Raw genomic sequence first — 18329 nt, 5'->3', positions numbered from 1 at the left:
TCACAACGCGAGGAAGTTCGCGGTCAAGAAGGCGGAGTACCAGTTGATGGGCGTGATGCCGTTGGTCGTGTAGTCGGCCGTATGATTGTTGGTGGTGAGCTGCCAGTGGGTCAAATCCCACGGAGACCAACCGATCCACACGTCGCTGTTGTTGTTCATGAACGTGAGCGCGTTCGTAATCTGGGGCTGCGCGAAAGACTCGTGGATTCCTATCCCCATCTCGGAAAGGAACAGCTTCTTGCCGTGGGTTCTCGCCCAGTGGGTGACCGCCGTGAGCTGTGCGCCGTAGGACGACTCATCATTGCTGCCGTAGCCTTCCGGGTAATACGAATGCATGTCGAAGGCGTAGTTGTTGGCGCTGTCCGTGATGGAGAGGGCCGCGACCGAGTCGAGCGGACCTCCGCCCGGAGCCCAGGTGTGCCAGTGCCCCACGTCCGATGCGCGCGTGTTGGGAACCAGGATCAACTGGGTTGAACCCGTCGCGCGCACGGCGTTCATGACCGTCTGAATCCCGGCGAACCAGGTGGTCGACGTCATCGGGAGATCATGCGGCTCGTTCATGAGGTTCAGGATGACCTTGGGGTTCGTCTTCACCAGATTCGCGAGCTTCGTCCAGACGTCGGCGAGATGGTTCACGGTCAGCGTCCCGTCTCCGATGACGCGTTGGACGTAGTTCCCCGTCTGATTTCCCGCGCCATCGAACGCACCCGTCGCATAACGATTGTAGTTGTGCAGGTCGAGCACAAGGGTGAAGCCCTGGGCCGTCGCCAGGTTGATGTAATTCATCATGCCGTTCGAATACGCCGTATTCAGCGGGCCCAGGAGCGTGTGCTGGAGGCGCTCCCAGGAGATTGGCAGGCGAATCAGGTTGAAGCCCTTGCCCTTGTAATATGCGAGCTCCGCGGTGATCTGGGTCGACGACGGCATCTCGTAAAAGGTCTGGCCGGTCCAGCCGCCCCAGTCGTTGCCGTACTCCATCCCGGCGCGGTTGATTCCGCGATAGGCCACGCCAGTGGGATAGGTCTTCCCCAGGCCGGTCGGCGGATTCGTGGTGTCATTCTCCAGGACGATTCCGTCGACCCCGTAGACCACCGCCGTGGTGCTCTGGATGGTGAGCTTGTTGAAGGTCGTCAGCGCTCCCTTGAGCGCGCTCATCGGGATTCTGACGCGCGTCCAGTGCCCCGGCGGCAGGGAACCCAGGCTCGGATTCGCGTAGGCGCTGATGGCGACACCCGCATTCCCGTCGACACCCTCCTGGCTCACGATGACCTTGAGGGCCTGGATGGCCGTGAGGTTTGAAGTGCCTGGGTTGATGGCGAAGCTCACGGCGACGTGGTTGGCGACCTGAAGGCTGGCGCCGACCGCGCCCAAGGCCAGGGCACTGTTGGCTGGCGCCGTCACCTTCATGGACGTGGTGCCATAGGCCTTGCTGGCCGTGTCGGGTGCGAGCGTGGTGCCGCCCCAGCTGTAGCCGGTGCTCCAGCCGGACGCGACCGCATCGTTATACAGGACCGTCATGGTGGAGGTGTCGAGCGCGGGCAGCCGCGGAATCTCGATGGCGATGCCATCGATGCCGTAGGTGACCGCGGTCTGCGCCATGAGCGTGAGTTTGTTGAAGGTGGTCAGCGAGCCCTTGAGCGCGCTCATCGGGATGGTGACGCGAGTCCATTCACCCGCGCCCAGGGCGTCGAAGCTCGGGCTGGCGTAGTTGCCGATGGTGACGCCCGCGTTTCCATCAACGCCCTCCTGGCTCACGATGAGCTTGAGGTTCTTGATTGCCGTCAGGTTCGCGGTGCCCGGATGGATGGCGAAGCTCACCGTCGTGTAGGTATTGGTCGAGAACGACTGACCGTCAGCTCCCAACGCAAGGGCGCTGTCGGCGGCGGAGGTGACCTGCATCGACGAAGCGCCGTAGGCCTTGATGCTCGTCGTCGAACCATGGGAGACGTTGCCCCAACTGTAGCCGGCATCCCAACCTGGCGTGACGGCATCGTCATACAACACCGTCTGGTAGGAGGTGTTCAGCGCTGGCAGGAGCAACAGCCTGTCCGTGCTCGAAGCGGGTGCTTCCATCAGCAGGTCGCTTGCGGTCAGGCCTGCTTCTTCGCTCGAAGGCGGAGCACATGCCGCGCCAAGGGTGAAGATACTTCCCAGAAGAACGTACAAACACTTTCGCGAAACCGATGGTCGTCCCATGCTGGCCCCCTGGAGTTGGCGCATGATTTAACGACCACCGCTTCAGCGGCAACTGCTCGTTCCATTTGATGACAACTATTGCTCTCCGACGGGCGCAACCTGACGAACGCGTTCACATCGTCGTAGTTGTCGCCGGCCCTGCGGCGGGGTCGTGTTCCTATCCGTGTGTAAAAGGCGAGCAGGAGCGAAGGAGGGCGAAGGACGCCACTCGGAGGTCAACCCAAGAGGGTCTTCCTTTGGCGAGGAGGCCGAGGCGTTCCCCGCCGAACTCATGACCCTCGCGGTCGTGTGATTCGTGAGGCCCCGCGTCGTTCAGCACGTCTGGTAGACGGCGAGCGCCTCGGCCTCGATGCGCTTGATCCAGGCGTTCTTGCAATCGCTGTAGGCGTGCGAGTCGTTTGGATGAAGGCGCTGACATCGCGCCTTCTCGTCGTCGTAGTCGCGGGCGACGCTCGGCCGTTCACGCAGGTAGTCGCGGAACGCGAGGTGCCGAGAGATCTCCCGAGAGCCGTCGGCATAGCAGTGGAGTTGGACGAGGCGCTCTCGGGTCCTCGGGTCGTCCTTCGTGCAGTAGCGCCGGCCTGGGAGACCGAGCTCTCCCCACACCGCATAGCCGAGCGCCTGGAGCGCGCCCTGGTGCTTGTCGAGCTCGTCCACCGACGTGACCACGGGGATGAGGTCGAGGATGGGCTTCGCGGAGATGCCAGGGATGGCCGTCGAGCCGACGTGATGGACCCGCAGAACGACGGGGCCTAGCGCGTCCGCGAGGGACCTGGCCTCCGCGGCGGCGGCTTCTGCCCAGCGCGGGTCATGGGGAACCAAGGTGACTTGAATCGGTGGAGGCACGTTGTTCTCCTACTCGCGGCTCGTGGTCGTCTACGCGAGCTCCCCAACGAAGAAGATGTCGTCGGGGACGGGCCTCTTCCCTGTGTATCCGTCTGATGCTCTCAGCGCGCGCGTACGGTGCAGGAGGTCTTGATGTAGTCCACATCATCGTAATAGGCACAGGAGAAGTACACATCGAGCCGGGCGGTCGCGGTGCAGTCCTGGCGCCCGGTCTGGGCGGTGAGGTCTGTGTCCAGGTTCACGCAGTCGCAACCCTTGCAGCTCTCCTTCTTGTTCAGACACATGTGGGTCGTCTCCGCCGTGACGATGGTCGCGCAGTATTGCGTGGCGCGCTTGCAACTGGTGTCGCCACACTCCAGGGTCTCTGGGAATGACTGGGTGTCATCGTCCCCATCGTCTTTGTTCGAGCCGCCACAGCCCACCACCAGCATGGAGAGAAGCACCAGGTACCGCGTCGTCGCCTTCATGTCGTCGCCCCGAGGAGTCATGGGGGGCATGAACGCCCCCTCCTGACGGGAAGAGACAGGCCGGGCGACACCGTTGCATGAAAACGACCGTGCCCCTCCCGGCGAGAGGTGCCAGAGGGGCACGCCGAGGGCACAGGTGGAACCGGGGGCCCAGGAAAAGCCCAGCAACTCCTTGAGGTTGCGGGGCTTGCCAGGTTGCCCCGACGGGATTCGAACCCGAGGAGCCGGTCCGAGGAGCACGGCACGGGGGGTTCTGGTGTTTCATCTCCCGCACCGTGCCTCCCCACTCCGAACCCCGAGTCTCCATGATGGCAAGCAAGGCATGCTGGGTCCTCTTCGCCGCCCTCTGTCTGGCCGTGGGCCTCTATCCCGGCAGCTACTTCCTCGCGGCCTCGAACTTCGGAATCCGTGGCTTGAAGAGCAGCGCGCTCCTGGCCGACCCCGTCTGGAACGCGGCCTTCTACACGCACATCGCCCTGGGAGGACTCGCGCTGGCCATCGGCTGGACCCAGTTCGTCGAGAGACTGCGACTCAAGCGCCCAGGCGCACACCGGCTCCTTGGAAAGCTCTACGTCGGAGCGGCCCTCCTGAGCGGGCTCTCAGGGGTCTACGTCGGCTTCTTCGCCACCGGTGGCGTCATCGCCGCGTCGGGCTTCGTCAGCCTGGGCCTCGTCTGGCTCTATACGACGGTCTCCGCCTATCGGCTCATCAGGAGCCGGCGCATCGAGGAACACCGGCTCATGATGACCTACAGCTATGCCGCCTGCTTCGGGGCGGTCACGCTGAGGCTCTGGATGCCCATCCTGATTCCCACCCTGGGCGACTTCATGTCGGCCTATAGAACCGTCGCCTGGCTCTGCTGGGTCCCCAACCTCGGCGTGGCCTACCTCATCTCGCGCAGACGGCTCCAGGCGCGCGAGCTCGTGGCTTCGTGAAGTGATCCCCTGTTCAGACGGTGCGCGACGCAACAGGTCGAAATTGGCAAGGCCATACAGCCGAAGCTTGAGCGTCATGAGCGGGCCCTCGCATGAAGGCGTGCGGCGACCGGTCGGGAAGGTGGGCTTGCATTCCCGCTATTCTGTGGTACTAAGTACCGGTAGTCAGTACCACTGAGTAGTTCGAGGAGCGGTTCGTGGGCAAGCAGATGACGGAGATGCTCAAGGGCACGCTGGAGGGCATCGTCCTGGCGATCCTGTCCGCGCGGTCGGCGTACGGGTACGAAATCACGGTGCGGTTGCGGGAGATGGGCTTCACCGACATCGCCGAGGGCACCGTCTATGCGCTGCTCGTCCGGTTCGAGCTGCGCGGCCTGGTGGGCGTGGAGAAGGTCCCGTCCGAGAAGGGGCCGCCGCGCAAGGTGTATTCACTCAACGCGCAGGGACAGGCCTATCTCGAGGAGTTCTGGCGGACGTGGAGCTTCCTCACCGAACGGCTCGAACAACTCCATAAAGGAGGCGGATGACATGTTCATCTCAATGCTTATCTCGAAGGTGATCGGCGACAAAAGGCAATGGCGACAGTACAAGGCGCGCGCGAAACAACTTCCCCCGAGCTATCGCACGGCGGTCGAAGCCCTGGAGCGCTACCTGATGTACTTTGGAACGGGGGGTGACGGGACCGCGATTTATGTGGACCTCGTCGACCTGTTTGAACAGAGCGCGGCGAACCGGACTCCCGTCCGCCAGATTGTCGGGGAAGACCCCGTGGAGTTCATCGAGACCTTCGTCCTGAACTATCCGAGGGGACAGTGGATTGTCCGGGAGCGGGAACGGCTGACCGACGCCATCGCGCGCGCCGCGGAAGAAGAGGCGAAGGGCGCTTGATGGCAATACAGCACGTCATCCACGTGCTGCGTTTGTAACGATTTCCTCGCCGCTGCCAGCGCACCCACGCCGAGCGAGAAGGCCGTCGAGCCCGTGCTCGGACAGGCATTGGCGTCATCACGACTCACCGCGCGCTCGAAACACAAGCAGCAACGGATTTGCGACGTCAGCTCGCGAAGCACGACTCCATGCGTCGTGTCGCGGCGCTGCGCAAGCAATGCGTTTCAGACCCTCTCGAAAGGAAGTGCGTCATGTTGGACACGACAAGCGGAACCGTAGTGCAGGGGCACGTCGAGGATGGCTGGGGGAAAGTGGCGGATGTCTTCCGGGCGAACTTCGAGGGGACCCCTGGCGAGGTCGGCGCGGCATGCTGCGTCTACGTGGACGGCCGTCCCGTCGTCGACCTGTGGGGCGGCCTCGCGGAGCGCGAGGCGAAGCGTCCGTGGAACAAGGACACCATCGCGTTGGTCGCATCCACGACCAAGGGGGCTACGGCGATCTGCGCCCATCTGCTGGCACAGCGCGGCGAGCTCGATCTGGACGCTCCGGTGGTCAAGTACTGGCCGGAGTTCGGCGCCGCCGGCAAGGAGCATATCCCGGTGCGCTGGCTGCTCTCACACCAGGCCGGTCTGCCGGTCGTCGATGGTCCGCTGACCTTCGAGGACGCCTGCGCCTGGCATCCGGTCATCCGGGCGCTCGAGGCGCAGAAGCCGGAGTGGCTGCCGGGCACCGAGCACGTCTACCACGGCATGACCTTCGGGTTCCTGGTCGGGGAGGTCGTGCGGCGGATCACCGGCAAGTCGCTCGGCACCTTCTTCGCGGACGAGGTCGCCGCCCCGCTCGGGCTGAGCGCGTGGATTGGGCTGCCCGAAGAGCAAGAGGGAAGGGTGGCGCGGGTCGAGTACGCCGCTCCGTTCACGATGGAGGAGTTGACCGCCGGGATGATCGAGACCACCGGCCTCGATAGGGACACGGTCATCGCCTGGATGAGCGCAGTGTGGGGGCCGGGCTCCGTGCAAGAACGGGCTGGGCAGCTCGGCGGCGCTTTCGACCACACCAGCGGCTACATGAACACGCGTGCCTTCCGCGCTGCTGAGTTCCCGTTCGGGAACATGTTCTCGGACGCTCACTCGCTGGCGCGGATGTATGCGGCCACGGTGAGCGAGGTCGACGGCGTGCGGCTGCTGACTCCGGCGACGGTCGAGAAGATGACCGTCGTCCACACCGACAAGACGAAGATGAACGGGCTGCCGCCAGGACTGGACGTCCCGGCCAACCGCTCCTTCTACATGTCACTCGGGTTCTGGCGGGCCTGCCCGCCGATGCCCCTTGTCGGGCCCGGGTCGTTCGGTCACCCCGGCTCCGGTGGCTCGGTGGGCTTCGCCGACCCCGATGCGGGTGTCGGCTTCGGCTACGTCATGAACCACTGGTCATTCCGGATTGGCGAACCGCGAGCGTCGAACCTGGCCGCGGCGGTCACGGCCTGCCTCGGGTCTCGACGTTGAGGCGCGGCTCGACCCGCGAGCGTGGCTTGTCCTGGCGCCGCGCCAGTGTCCTCCGTGGCCAGCCAGACGCGAACCGGCTCAAGCCGTTTGCGCGAGCGAATCAGGCGGAGCCGATGTTCGCCACGGTGTCCAGGGCCCTGACCGTATCGTCCGGCAGCCTGAGTTCGGCGGCGGCGAGGTTCTCCCTCAGGTGCGCGATGGACGCGGTGCCGGGGATCAAGAGGATGTTGGGCGAGCGACGCAGGAGCCATGCGAGTGCGACCTGCATGGGCGTGGCGGCGAGGCGCGCGGCGACCTCGGACAAGGTCGATGACTGCAGCGGGGTGAAGCCGCCGAGCGGGAAGAATGGCACATAGGCGATGCCATCGCGGGCGAGTTCGTCAATCAGCGCATCGTCTCCTCGATGCGCCAGATTGTATTGGTTCTGTACACAGACAATGTCGCAGATACTCCGCCCTTCCGCGACCTGCGTGCGCGTGACATTGCTCAAGCCGATGTGACGAATCAGGCCTTGCTTCTGGAGGTCCGCGAGCACGCGGAGCGGCGCCTCCAGCGAACCCTCCTCGGGGTGATGCACGCTGAACATGCAGCGAAGGTTGACCACGGCGAGCTGCTCCAGCCCCAGATTGCGGAGGTTGTCGTGGACCGCCTGGGTCAGCTCTTCGCGCGAGAAGGCAGGGAGCCAGGACCCATCCGTGCCCCGCAGGGCGCCGACCTTGGTGACGAGGGTGAGCTCATCGCGATAGGGGTGCAGCGCTTCCCGGATCAACTGGTTGGTGATGTGCGGGCCATAGAAGTCACTGGTGTCGATGTGGTCGACTCCGCGAGCGACTGCCTCACGAAGCACGGCAAGGGCCGCATCCCGGTCCTTCGGCGGGCCGAACACACCGGGCCCCGCGAGTTGCATGGCGCCATAACCGAGCCGCCTCACGCGGCGGTCGCCAAGGCTGAACGTTCCGACCTGATTGATGCTGGACATGCGCTCTCCTTTGAAGATGAGACAGAGATAGGTCGTCGCCGGGCTGGAGAGAATCAGGTACAATCCGCACGGGCTGTGCGGAGTGGCGAACAATGAAAGTCGACCTGGGTGATTTGAAAGCCTTCCTGCCTTCCTCGCGGCCTATCCAGAGGTCCGGCTGGAGGTGATTGCGGACGAGAGCTTTGTCGACGTGCTCGCCGCCGGGTGCGACGCCGGCATCCGCTACGACGACAAGCTGGAGCAAGACATGATCGCCGTGCCCATCGGGCCGCGAGTCCAGCGCTTCTCCGCCGCCGCATCCCCGGCCTACCTCGAGCGCCGGGGTCGGCCTCGGCACCCTCGCGAGCTGCTCGAGCATGCCTGTCTGCGCGGCCGCTTCGCGAGCGGGACGATGACGGCGTGGGAGTTCGAGCGGGGCGATGAGGTCGTCCGGGTCGAGCCGGCGGGGCAGTTGATTGTGCAGGTCGGAGGGGCGACGGACCTCGCCGTCGACGCGGCGGTTGCTGGGTGCGGCATCGTGTACCTCTTCGAGGACTGGCTGCGCCCGCACCTGGACAGTGGGGACCTTGAACCCGTCCTCGAACCCTGGTGGCAGTCCTTCTCCGGGCCGTTTCTCTACTACCCCGGACGGCGTCTCGTGCCGGCTCCGCTCCGCGCGTTCGTCGACTTCGTCAAGGCCTCGTCGTCTCGTCGTGCGCGCCGCTCACCGTCATGACGCGCATTCCGACGCAGCCGTGATGATTCCGGGCAGTCACCGTGCACTCGCTTCGAGGCTCATTCGCCGTCGCTTTCTCGACAGGCTCGAACGCCGATTGGTACGGTCGGGCGCGACTTTTGATACCGACGCGACCGCGTCTTGAAAGAGGAACCGATGTTCACCGAGAACAAGGAACTGGAGTGGAGCGAGGTCCCGTTCGAGGACGCGAGCGCGAAGTACACGCTCAATGGCATCAGCGAGGACGGTCTCGGCGAGGTCTTCTTCGAGGACCCCGCACACTACCTTGTTCACGAGGGCGACGTGGTCATCGACGGCCCCGTGAGTTTTGGTGCGGCTGACGACGGGGACGTCACGCTGCATGTCATCGACGGTAACCTCACCGTCAACGGCCCGCTCTTCTTCATCCAGGGCGACTTCAACGGTGCGCTCCTGGTGACAGGATCGATCTTCTGTCAGAACGCAATCGTCGGCGTGGACGCGATGCTGTACGTCGGCAAATCGATGCATGTCGAGGGGCTGCTCGTCACCACGCTCAGCAAGCCCTCGCACTTCGCCATCAGGGAGGCGCTGATCGCCGGGAGCTGGCTCGAGGCTACGGGGAATGGCCTCTTCGAGATTGGCCAGAAGCCACAGGCGCGGCTGCTCCGCGTTGGAAAGGGCAGCTACCGCGCGTTTTCGCGGTACGGGGAGGAGGAGGAAAAGCGGGCCCGGGACGAGGGGAAGGAAGTGAAGAAGCCGAGCTATTTCGGTTTCTCACCGAAGGAGGCGAGCTCGGTCCAGGGCATCCTCCATCCATCGCTCCTCGAGGGTGAAGAAGACATCAGCGCGGGTGAAATCCGCGAAGCCATGGAGGAGGGTAGACCGCTCTTTGCCTGACCCGTCGCTTCGTTCAGGGGATGGCGAGCGCGCCTCGGGCGGAACCGAGCCGCGCACGCTACCGGCTCAGCGTCACCTCCTTGTCGAGCCGGGCCATCTTGTGCGGATTGCGCATGGCATAGAGCCGGGTGATTCGACCGCTCTCGACGACAACGCTGACCGCTGTGTCGAAGTCTCCGGCGGCGTCAATCCGGAGCGCGAGGGCGCCGTTGAGCCACACGGTGGCGATCCGCGCGCCAGGCGCGAGCGTGGGGAAGCGAGACAGGAGCCCGGCCACGCGATTGCCGCCGACAATCGGGTGCCGCACCGCCGCCGCCAGTCCGCCGCCGTCGGCGACCATCACCACGTCGGGGGCGAGCACGTCGAGCAGCCCCTTCAGGTCGCCGGAGTGGATGGCCGTCAGGAATCGCTCCAGGACGGCCCGCTGCTCCTCCTGGTCGACCTGCATCCGGGGCCGGCGCGCGGCCACGTGCTCCCTCGCCCTGTGCGCGATCTGCCGGACGGCGGCGGGCGTCTTGTCGAGCGCTGGGGCAATCTCGTCGTACGGCACGTCGAAGACCTCCCGGAGCACGAACACCGCCCGCTCGACCGGAGTGAGGGTCTCCAGCACGGTGAGCATCGCGATGGAGACGCTCTCCGCGAGCTCGACGTCCTTGGCGACGTCGGGGCTGGTGAGCAGCGGTTCGGGCAGCCACGCGCCAACGTACTCCTCCTTGCGGCGGGCGAGCGTGCGCAGCCGGTTGAGTGCCTGCCGGGTGACGACCCGGACCAGATAGGAACGCGAGTCGCGCACCTCGGCCCGACCCGCGTCACCGATGTCCGCCCACCGCAGCCAGGCCTCCTGCACGACGTCCTCGGCGTCGGCCGCGGAGCCGAGCATCTCGTACGCGACCGTGAAGAGCAGGCCGCGGTGGGTGAGGAAGAGTTCCTCCGCGCCCATCGCATCGTGCGGAGCGCGCGCCGCGTCGGGCGAGCAGGCTTCGTCGCCAGGAGGTTCGCCTCGCGGCGACGTCGGGCGCATCGGGGCCGTCATGACGCGGACGCCTCCCGCAGCCGGGTGCTCGGCTGGGCCATCGGCTTCAGCCCGCATGAGGCGGCGAAGCCCTCCGATTCGATGCCCAGGGCGGTATTGGAGCGGGTCGTCAGGTTGGCGAACCCGATGACCGTGGTGAGCTCGATGAGCGCCGCGGCACCGAGCTGCGTCCTCAGGCTCGCGACCAGCTCATCGGTCACCGTGGGGGGCGTCTGGCTCATCGCCTCGGCATACTCCAGCACCTCGCGCTCCAGCGGGGTGAACACGGCCGACTCCCGCCACCGCGGTATCTCCCGCGCCTTGGCCACGTCCAACCCACGATTGTGGGCCATGAAGTAGTTGAAATCCAGGCACCACGAGCAGCCCACCATCGACGCCACCGCCATGTGTGCGTACGACTTCAGGCCCTCGTCGCACTGGTCCCATTTCTGGAGCTTCTGCCCGAAGCCCATGCTGGCCTTCAGTACCGGCAGGTGGTGCCACATCACGCCGAGTGACGCGGGGACCTGACCGAAGGTCCTGCTGGCGAACTTCTTCACCAACACGCCGTAGAGTCCGGTGATTTCCTTCGGGGGAATCCTGGTCGAGGTCATGTCTTCTCCATGTGTCGGTTCCGAGCTCTTCGGCCTGAAGACACCGGTCGCCGGAGGCATGTGACAGCCGGGGTCGGATATCCGCGTCCCCCTGGCTGAGGTCCTCGGCTCGGACCTCCGTCCCCCGTCTTGAGACGTCATGAGGGGCGCGGGCGTTTGCAATTTCTGGGTCTTCGCTGACTCCCTGGGCGAGATGGGAGACGCCCTCCCGGCCGTCGAGCAGTAGCGCGGGTACGCGGGGGGGCGTGTGCGCGGGTAGGGTGGACGAGAATCGTCCGCGACCCGTCAATGCGCCCCGCATCCCCACGCGTTTCCACGCTTCAGCGCGAATTCCACTCCCGGTGGTTCGGGCAGCTGACTCCAAGGGTCGTCGCGCCCTGGGATGCCACCCCACGCCTTGCGTCGCGCACGGCGCGGTGAACCATTTGTAGATGACGCGACAAATGACACCAGGTTGCGTTTGACGGTCAGCATCGCGCGACAGGCCGGCGTCGCGGCGAGCCCTTCATTCACGACACGAGGTTTCCGTGCATCGTCGCCATCTCTTCTCCTTGCTCGCGGGAGCGCTGCTCCTGTTGGGTGCTTGTGCGCCCGAATCGGTCGACGCACCGACCGCGGATATCCCTTCCTCCACCGAGCGTGAGGCCCAGGCCCTGGTCAACGGCACGCTGGTCAACGGCCAGCCCGTCACCGGTCTCTCCGCGGCCACCGGCGCGGAGCTCCTCTACACGCTGGACGTCCCGGCCAACCAGAACGTGGTGACGTTCACCATGTCCGGCGCGAGCGGCAACGCGGACATGTACGTCTACTTTGGGGGCACCCCCACGCCCGCCAATGCCCAATGCAGCTCGACGACCTCGGGCAGCACGGGAAGCTGCACCGTGGCCAGCCGGCTGTCCTCGGGCACGTGGTACGTCCTCATCAAGGCCACCAGCGCCTTCTCCGGGCTGAGCCTCACCGGTACCTATTCCCCCCTTGGCACGGGCACCGGCGTCGCCAAGGCGCTCGCGGACAATCAGGTGGTGAAGGTCGCCGGGGCCGTGGGCGACTGGCTCCTCTACACGATGGAGGTCCCCGCCCAGCAGTCCTCCCTGGAGGTGACCACCTCTGGCGGCACGGGCGACGTGGACCTCTACCTGCGCCACGGCAGCGCGCCGACGCTGGCCACCTACGACTGCCGCTCCCGCGTCGTCGGCACCACGGAGGGCTGCTCGGTGAGCTACCCCAAGGTGGGCACGTGGTACCTCCTGGTTCGCGGCGCCGCGACCTTCAGCAACGTGAGCCTGCTGGGCGCGGCCGTCGCGGTCCCCACGCTGATTTCCGTGGGCCAGCCCCAGGCCAACATCACCGGCGCCAAGGGTGGCTCGCTCTACTTCACGGTGAAGATTCCCACCGGGCAGAGCCTCCTCAAGGTCGGCCTCGCGGGCGGCACGGGTGACGCGGACCTCTACCTGAAGCGCGCGAGCGCCCCGACGACCGCGACCTACGCCTGTGTCTCCCGGAGCGGCACGAACACGGAGAGCTGCTCGGTGACGAACCCGCAGGCCGGCACCTACCACATCCTCATCTACGGCTACTCGGCGTTCAGCGGCGCCACGCTGCTGGTGACGACGACGGGAGGTGGCCCCATCGGGCTGCCGCTCACCAATGCCGTGCCCGTCGAGCTCAACAGCCGCGATGGCGGTCCGTTCGTCTACCGCCTCGACGTGCCCCCCGACACGGGCAGCCTCACCATCGAGGTCTCCTACATCTTCAGCGGCCGGTACTGGATGTATGTCCGCCATGGCAGTGAGCCCGCGGGCGGTGTGTACGACTGCTCCGAGTTCGGCACGGGCCGGGAGCAATGCCAGTTCGACAAGCCCCAGGCGGGCCCGTGGTTCGTCCACATCATCCCTGACTCCTCCTTCACGGGGCTGGACCTCGTGGGCACCTACGGGGGTCGCATCGAGACCACGGCCCTGCAGAGCGGCCAGCCGACAGGCCCCGTCACCGCGGGAGCCCGGGACTACGTCTACTACTCGCTGGAAGTCCCCCCGGGGCAGAAGCGCCTGGCCTTCTGGGGCACCGGCGGAACGGGCTTCCCCCACGCCTACGCGAGGCTGGGCGGCATCCCGACGACCACGACCGCCGAGTGCGCGAGCTTGTTCAACTGGCCCTGCATCATCGAGAACCCGCAGCCGGGCACCTGGTTCTTCTGGCCCGAGTCGGGCTCCTACTACCAGGGCGTCTCGTTCACCGCCGAGTACACCGCGGCCGAGCCCCCTCCGCCCGAGGAGCTGCGCAAGGGCGAGCCCCGGACGGGCATCGCGGGCCGCCCCACCGAGGACCGGATGTTCGTGTTCCAGGTTCCGCCGAACCAGACGCGGCTCAGGGTCTCGACCACGGTCGGCACGGGCAAGACGTGGCTCCACGCGAAGCGGGGCTCCGCGCCCACGTCCACCAGCTACGACTGCTCGGGCTACTGCGACATCGAGCGTCCGGAGGGCGGCACCTGGTACATCCGGCTGGAGGGAAGCTCGACCTACTCGGACGCCACGCTGACCGCGGACTACACCGCGCCCGAGACGACGCAGGACCTGGGCTACGGCGCCACCGTCAACAACTGGCCGCCCCGGCGCTACTTCAAGCTGGAGGTCCCCGTTGGAAGCACGGGCCTCAACGCCTACACGGGGGGCAACTCCGAGGCGAAGCTGTACGTGCGCCAGGGCCGTCTGCCGACGTCCTCTGACTACGACTGCGCATCCGTGAAGCCGGGCCATGTCCGGCAGGAATGCAGCATCCCCTCGCCCCAGCCCGGGGACTGGTTCGCCCTGCTGGAGTTCCCGTCGGACTACCCCCAGACGACCGAGTCGTTCTACTGGCAGCACCTGGAGCGGGGGCCCACCTCCGACCTCGTGGATGGCGTCCCCGTGCCCGTCGCCGGCGCGTCCAGGTCCTTCCAGACGTTCCGCATCCAGGTGCCAGAGGGCCAGGCCTACCTGCTCACGGAGCTGCTCAATGCCCGCCGCACGCCCAAGGCGGCGTATGCCTATCAGTGGCTGCGGCACGAGGCCTCCCCCGCCAGCGTGTTCTTCGACTGCGGGCCCGCCTCCGTCTGCGACATCCCCAACCCCGCCCCCGGCACCTGGTACCTCACCGTTCAGGGCGGCATCTACGGCTCCACCGGCCCGACGACGGAGGGCTTCGAAGGCGCGGTCCGCTTCACGACGACGGGACGAGACGTGCGGCCCCTGGCCAATGACATCCAGGAGTGGCCGTTCAACGGCGCGAAGGGCGCGACGAGGCACTGGCGACTCGAAGTGCCCGTGGGCGCGACGGACCTGCTCTTCCAGTTGTCGGGCGCTCCCTACTCGGGCACCGGCAACGCGGACCTGTATGTGAAACACGGCTCGCTGGCCGACCCGAGTGCCTACGATTGCGCCTCCACGAACAGTCCTGGCAACGAGGAGACCTGCGCCATCACCAACCCCCAGCCCGGCACCTGGTACGTGGCGGTGCGGGACCAGGTGGGCGCGTCCGTGCCCGTCCTGCGCGCTTCCTACGCGATGACGCCGGGCGAGCATCTTCCCGCGCTGACCTCCCATGTCTCTCTGTCGGGACAGAAGGGGCCGAAGTATTCGCAGAAGCAGTGGAAGCTGGAGGTTCCTCCCGCCCAGGGCACGCTGTGGTTCGCCACCGAGAATGGGACGGGGAGCGTGAACCTGAAGGTGAAGCGGGGTGGCCGCGCCGTGGACGGCGCCACGCTGGACTGCGCGACGACGGGCCCGGGCAACCTGAAGCAGTGCACGTTCGCCAACCCGCAGCCGGGGACGTGGTTCGTCACGTTGACGGGGACGGAGGCGTACGAGTTCGTCACCCTCACGGGTGGCTACTTCCAGGCGGACACGGTGACGCCGCTCGCCAATGGCATCCCCGCGACCAACCTCCAGTTCGACGCGGGCAAGACGCAATACTTCCACCTGGACGTGCCCGCCAACGCGGCCATGTATTCGTTCGAGCTGCGCTACGACACGACCTCGACGTATGAGCATTTCGATGTCCGCGTCGAGCGTGGCACCCTGCCCACCGCCGCGAGCCCGCGCTGTGCCTACCTGGCCAAGGGCTCCGTGCGCTGCACCCTCGAAAATCCCGCCGAGGGTCCCTGGTATGCCCGCGTGCTGAGCGCCACCACGTCCTTCAGCCACGTCCGTGTCGGGGCCTTCCATGGCCCCCGTCTGGACCAGGCCCCGCTGCTGCTCAACCAGGACTACTTCTACGGAGTCAGCGGCTCCGAGGGCGTGGTGCGCACCTACAAGATTGTCGTTCCCGACGGCGTCGACTACTTCACGGTGACGACGGGCTATCGCACCACGGGCGAGACGGGCTCCTACTACGGGAACCTGAGCCTCGCGGTGCGCAAGGATGCGCCGCCGACGGCGACGGAGCGCGACTGCGCATATCCCTTCCCGAGTCCGAACTCGACCTGCACCATCTTCGACCCCGAACCGGGGACGTACTTCGTCAGCCTCACCCTCACCGCCAACAGCTACAACTTGTGGGTGCTGCCCAACTTCCGGTAGCGGCCCCTCATCCCGGGCTTCCGTGAGCGCTGTCTCACGGAAGCCTCGGGGTGGCGCCGGCTTCCCATCCAGGGGTTTCTCTGGGTTGAATGGGAGTCATGGCTCCTGAATGTCAGACGTGGGTCGTGGGGCTCCGTGGAGTCCTGGGCTCCCTGGCCATCACCGCGGGGGTGCTGCTCGCGTCGGGATGTGACCGGGCGCCGGAGCCGGTCCCCGGCGATGAGGTCGAGGAATCGGCGGTGATGAAGGCCGTCTCCTCCGGTGACGCGGCGGGGCTTACGTCTCTGCTCGCCCGGGGCGAGCCACGCAATCTCCCGGGCACCACCTCCTCGTGGTCGTGCTCATGATGCTCGTGGGGAGCGCCGTTGGCGCCGTGGTGCTCTGGGTCGGTGTGCCGGCCGCGCCGACGGAGTGGCTGCCTCGGGAGTCGCGCCCGGATGTGTGGTGTGAGGGATTGCCCGTGGAGCGATGCGGGGAGTTTCCCCAGCACTGCCGGGAGGCGGCCTACTGTGATGGCACCCGCTTCTGCTCTGCGTGGAGCGGCGAGGAGGCGTGTGCCGGAGAAGGAGCCATCGCGGGCCCCGCCGCCTGCTGTCCCGGGTTGCTCCCTCGCTGCGGCGTCGTGTCGAAGGAGGGGACGTGTGACTCGCGGTTCGGCACGGCGGCCCAGCCCGTCTGTCGCCGCTGCGGCGACGGCGTATGTGACGCGCGGGAGACCGGCTGCGACTGTCCCGAGGACTGCGACCTTTCCAGGAGGGCGGGTGGACCCCCTCCCGGAGACGCGCTTCCGCCGGGGCGACGCTGAGCCGACGCTTCTTCACGGCCTGCCCCCGGGGTGGCCGGAGCCGGCGCAGGGCACTGTCAACGCGCGATTCCGTCGAGCGCGGTGATGCTCTTCTCCGGCAGCACGAGTGATGCCGCGGCCACGTTCTCGCGCAGATGCGCGACCGACGACGTGCCCGGGATGAGCAGGATGTTCGGCGCGCGGTGCAGCAGCCACGCGAGTGCGACCTGCATCGGCGTCGCGCCCAGCTCGTTCGACACTTCCGACAGCGTCGAGGACTGGAGCGGCGTGAAGCCACCGAGCGGGAAGAACGGCACGTAGGCGATGCCCTGCTTCGCCAGCGCGTCGATGAGCGCGTCGTCTCCTCGATGCGCCAGGTTGTAGTGGTTCTGCACGCACACGATTTCGGTGAGCGCTTGCGCCTGCTCGACCTGGCGCGCCGTCACGTTGCTGAGGCCGATGTGTCGAACGAGCCCCTCTCGCTTGAGCTCGATGAGGACGGCGAGTTCTTTGTCGAGAGGGCCCTCCGTGGGCGTCATGCTCATCATGCGCAGGTTCACGACGTCGATTGCGTCGAGCCCGAGGTTGCGCAGGTTGTCCTGGAGGCCTGAGCGGAGCTCCGCGGGCGATAGCGCCGGGAGCCACGACCTGTCCGTGCCACGTCGCCCACCCACTTTCGACACGATCACGACGTTCTTGGGATACGGATGCAGCGTGGCGTGAATGAGCTGATTCGTGACGTGTGGCCCGTAGGCGTCGCTCGTGTCGATGTGGTCAATGCCGAGCGCGATCGCCTCGCGGAGTACCGCCGCGGCCGCTTCGGGATGGCTTGGCGGTCCCCAGACGTGCGGGCCCGCGAGCTGCATGGCGCCGTAGCCCATGCGGTGCACCGTGATCGATGTGCCGGGGAGCGTGAATCGACCGCCGAGTCTGTCTGTGTTCGTCATGGGCGTAAATCTAACGCTGGCCCCGATTCACACTAGCAAATAGCATGCATGCCAATCATGAACGTTGTTCGTGCCAGGAATCTCGACCTCAACCTGCTGCGCGTGCTCGTCGCCGTCGCCGACGCGGGCTCGGTCACGAAGGCGGCCGCGCGGCTCTACCTCACGCAGTCGGCGGTGAGCGCGGCGCTCTCCCGGCTCAGCGAGTCGCTGGAAACGCCGATGCTCGTGCGCCACGGTCGCGGCGCGATCTTGACCAGCCGTGCCGCACGTCTCGTGACCGAGGTCCGTCCTCTGCTCGAGGCGATGCTCCAGGCCTCGCTCGCACCGGCGCGCTTTGACCCACGCAAGAGCGAGAGGATCATCCGCGTCGGACTCGCCGATTACGCGGACGAGTGGCTGTTGCCGCCGCTGCTGCGCCGGCTCGGTCGCGACGCGCCCAACATGCGGCTCGTCTGCACGCCGGTCCAGTTCCGCACGGTGGTCGAGGCGCTGGCGACCCGTCGCGTCGACCTCGCGGCCACGGTCATCGACAAGCTGCCGCAAGCCATTCTGCGCATGCCGCTCATCCGCGGCCATTTCGTCTGCCTGTTCGACCCGCGCCACGTGAACCTCGGCGCGCGACCTGGCAAGCGCGCGTATCTCGCGCAGGAGCACGTCATCGTCTCCTTCAACGGCGACCTGCGCGGCACGGTCGAGGACCGGTTCGGCGTCGAGCGACGCGTCCGCTGCTCGGTCGCGAGCTTCAGCGCGATAGGCGCCATCGTTGACGGAAGCCCGTTGGTAGCGACCTTGCCCGATGTCTTCGCGGCGCATGTCCTGCGGCAGCGGCCGCACCTTCGCAGCGCGCGCTTCCCCTTCGCGCACCCTGCTGGTGGCATGGACCTGCTGTGGCCCGCGGCGCTGGATGAGGACGAGGCGTGCGCCTTCGTGCGCGCCGCGATCATCGATATCGCCAGGCAGGTGCCCGCGCCTTCTTGACGCACTCCCAAGGAATGTTTCAGCG

The 18329-nt window shown here is 66.6% G+C and carries 15 protein-coding genes and 1 pseudogene; 9 read left to right on the top strand and 7 right to left on the bottom strand.

What is annotated here, in order from left to right; all coding sequences use genetic code 11:
• The 3 genes from HUA75_RS36780 to HUA75_RS36770 all read right to left on the bottom strand — a co-directional run bounded on the left by HUA75_RS36780 (nt 1) and on the right by HUA75_RS36770 (nt 3539).
• Entirely contained in the window at nt 1–2073 is a 2073-nt protein-coding gene (locus tag HUA75_RS36780; protein WP_174489060.1) for a glycoside hydrolase family 5 protein, read from the bottom strand.
• 435 nt (nt 2074–2508) lie between these two features.
• Nucleotides 2509–3042: a GrpB family protein gene (locus HUA75_RS36775; RefSeq protein WP_174489059.1), complete on the bottom strand. Its 534-nt coding sequence runs from the start codon at nt 3040–3042 to the stop codon at nt 2509–2511.
• A gap of 101 nt (nt 3043–3143) precedes the next feature.
• Nucleotides 3144–3539 carry a hypothetical protein gene (locus HUA75_RS36770; protein WP_141642115.1) on the bottom strand — a complete coding sequence of 132 codons (396 nt, stop codon included), beginning with the start codon at nt 3537–3539 and terminating at the stop codon, nt 3144–3146.
• Between the two features lie 275 nt (nt 3540–3814).
• Here HUA75_RS36770 and HUA75_RS36765 point away from each other — a divergent pair, with 275 nt between their 5' ends.
• The 4 genes from HUA75_RS36765 to HUA75_RS36750 all read left to right on the top strand — a co-directional run bounded on the left by HUA75_RS36765 (nt 3815) and on the right by HUA75_RS36750 (nt 6837).
• Nucleotides 3815–4444 (top strand): DUF2306 domain-containing protein, encoded by a 630-nt coding sequence (locus HUA75_RS36765; protein ID WP_254627957.1) that lies wholly within the window; start codon nt 3815–3817, stop codon nt 4442–4444.
• Between the two features lie 197 nt (nt 4445–4641).
• Nucleotides 4642–4971, top strand: a complete 330-nt coding sequence (locus tag HUA75_RS36760) for a PadR family transcriptional regulator (protein ID WP_174489058.1) — start codon at nt 4642–4644, stop codon at nt 4969–4971.
• Nucleotide 4972: 1 nt separating this feature from the next.
• Nucleotides 4973–5332, top strand: a complete 360-nt coding sequence (locus tag HUA75_RS36755; protein ID WP_141642113.1) for a DUF1048 domain-containing protein — start codon at nt 4973–4975, stop codon at nt 5330–5332.
• Between the two features lie 251 nt (nt 5333–5583).
• Complete coding sequence (locus tag HUA75_RS36750; protein ID WP_174489118.1) at nt 5584–6837, top strand: serine hydrolase; 1254 nt, start codon at nt 5584–5586, stop codon at nt 6835–6837.
• Nucleotides 6838–6937: 100 nt separating this feature from the next.
• Here HUA75_RS36750 and HUA75_RS36745 read toward each other — a convergent pair whose 3' ends face one another.
• Nucleotides 6938–7816, bottom strand: coding sequence for an aldo/keto reductase family oxidoreductase (locus HUA75_RS36745; RefSeq protein WP_174489057.1), 879 nt, complete (start codon nt 7814–7816; stop codon nt 6938–6940).
• 133 nt (nt 7817–7949) lie between these two features.
• On the opposite strand from HUA75_RS36745, the pseudogene HUA75_RS36740 reads away from it, so the two are divergent.
• Together HUA75_RS36740 and HUA75_RS36735 are read left to right on the top strand one after the other, a co-directional pair.
• Nucleotides 7950–8531 (top strand): annotated as a pseudogene (locus tag HUA75_RS36740) (LysR substrate-binding domain-containing protein); the annotation flags it as partial.
• A 156-nt stretch (nt 8532–8687) separates the two neighbouring features.
• Nucleotides 8688–9410, top strand: a complete 723-nt coding sequence (locus HUA75_RS36735) for a hypothetical protein (RefSeq protein ID WP_141642110.1) — start codon at nt 8688–8690, stop codon at nt 9408–9410.
• 58 nt (nt 9411–9468) lie between these two features.
• Here HUA75_RS36735 and HUA75_RS36730 read toward each other — a convergent pair whose 3' ends face one another.
• Together HUA75_RS36730 and HUA75_RS36725 are read right to left on the bottom strand one after the other, a co-directional pair.
• On the bottom strand, nt 9469–10443 hold the full coding sequence (locus HUA75_RS36730) for an RNA polymerase sigma-70 factor (RefSeq protein WP_246137110.1): 975 nt from the start codon (nt 10441–10443) through the stop codon (nt 9469–9471).
• On the bottom strand, nt 10440–11036 hold the full coding sequence (locus HUA75_RS36725; RefSeq protein WP_141642109.1) for a carboxymuconolactone decarboxylase family protein: 597 nt from the start codon (nt 11034–11036) through the stop codon (nt 10440–10442). Before HUA75_RS36725 ends, HUA75_RS36730 begins: the two co-directional genes overlap by 4 nt.
• Nucleotides 11037–11563: 527 nt before the next feature.
• Here HUA75_RS36725 and HUA75_RS36720 point away from each other — a divergent pair.
• Complete coding sequence (locus HUA75_RS36720) at nt 11564–15595, top strand: PPC domain-containing protein (RefSeq protein ID WP_174489056.1); 4032 nt, start codon at nt 11564–11566, stop codon at nt 15593–15595.
• Nucleotides 15596–15693: 98 nt separating this feature from the next.
• Nucleotides 15694–15942, top strand: a complete 249-nt coding sequence (locus HUA75_RS36715) for a hypothetical protein (protein WP_174489055.1) — start codon at nt 15694–15696, stop codon at nt 15940–15942.
• Nucleotides 15943–16456: 514 nt separating this feature from the next.
• Here the strand turns inward: HUA75_RS36715 and HUA75_RS36710 are convergent.
• Nucleotides 16457–17326, bottom strand: coding sequence for an aldo/keto reductase family oxidoreductase (locus HUA75_RS36710; protein ID WP_174489054.1), 870 nt, complete (start codon nt 17324–17326; stop codon nt 16457–16459).
• A 48-nt stretch (nt 17327–17374) separates the two neighbouring features.
• Here HUA75_RS36710 and HUA75_RS36705 point away from each other — a divergent pair, with 48 nt between their 5' ends.
• Nucleotides 17375–18304: a LysR family transcriptional regulator gene (locus HUA75_RS36705; protein ID WP_254627956.1), complete on the top strand. Its 930-nt coding sequence runs from the start codon at nt 17375–17377 to the stop codon at nt 18302–18304.
• Nucleotides 18305–18329: the final 25 nt, after the last annotated feature.

This window comes from Myxococcus sp. CA040A (assembly GCF_013336725.1).
GTDB classification, from domain to species: domain Bacteria; phylum Myxococcota; class Myxococcia; order Myxococcales; family Myxococcaceae; genus Myxococcus; species Myxococcus llanfairpwllgwyngyllgogerychwyrndrobwllllantysiliogogogochensis.
This window is presented reverse-complemented; position numbering and strand designations above follow the sequence as displayed.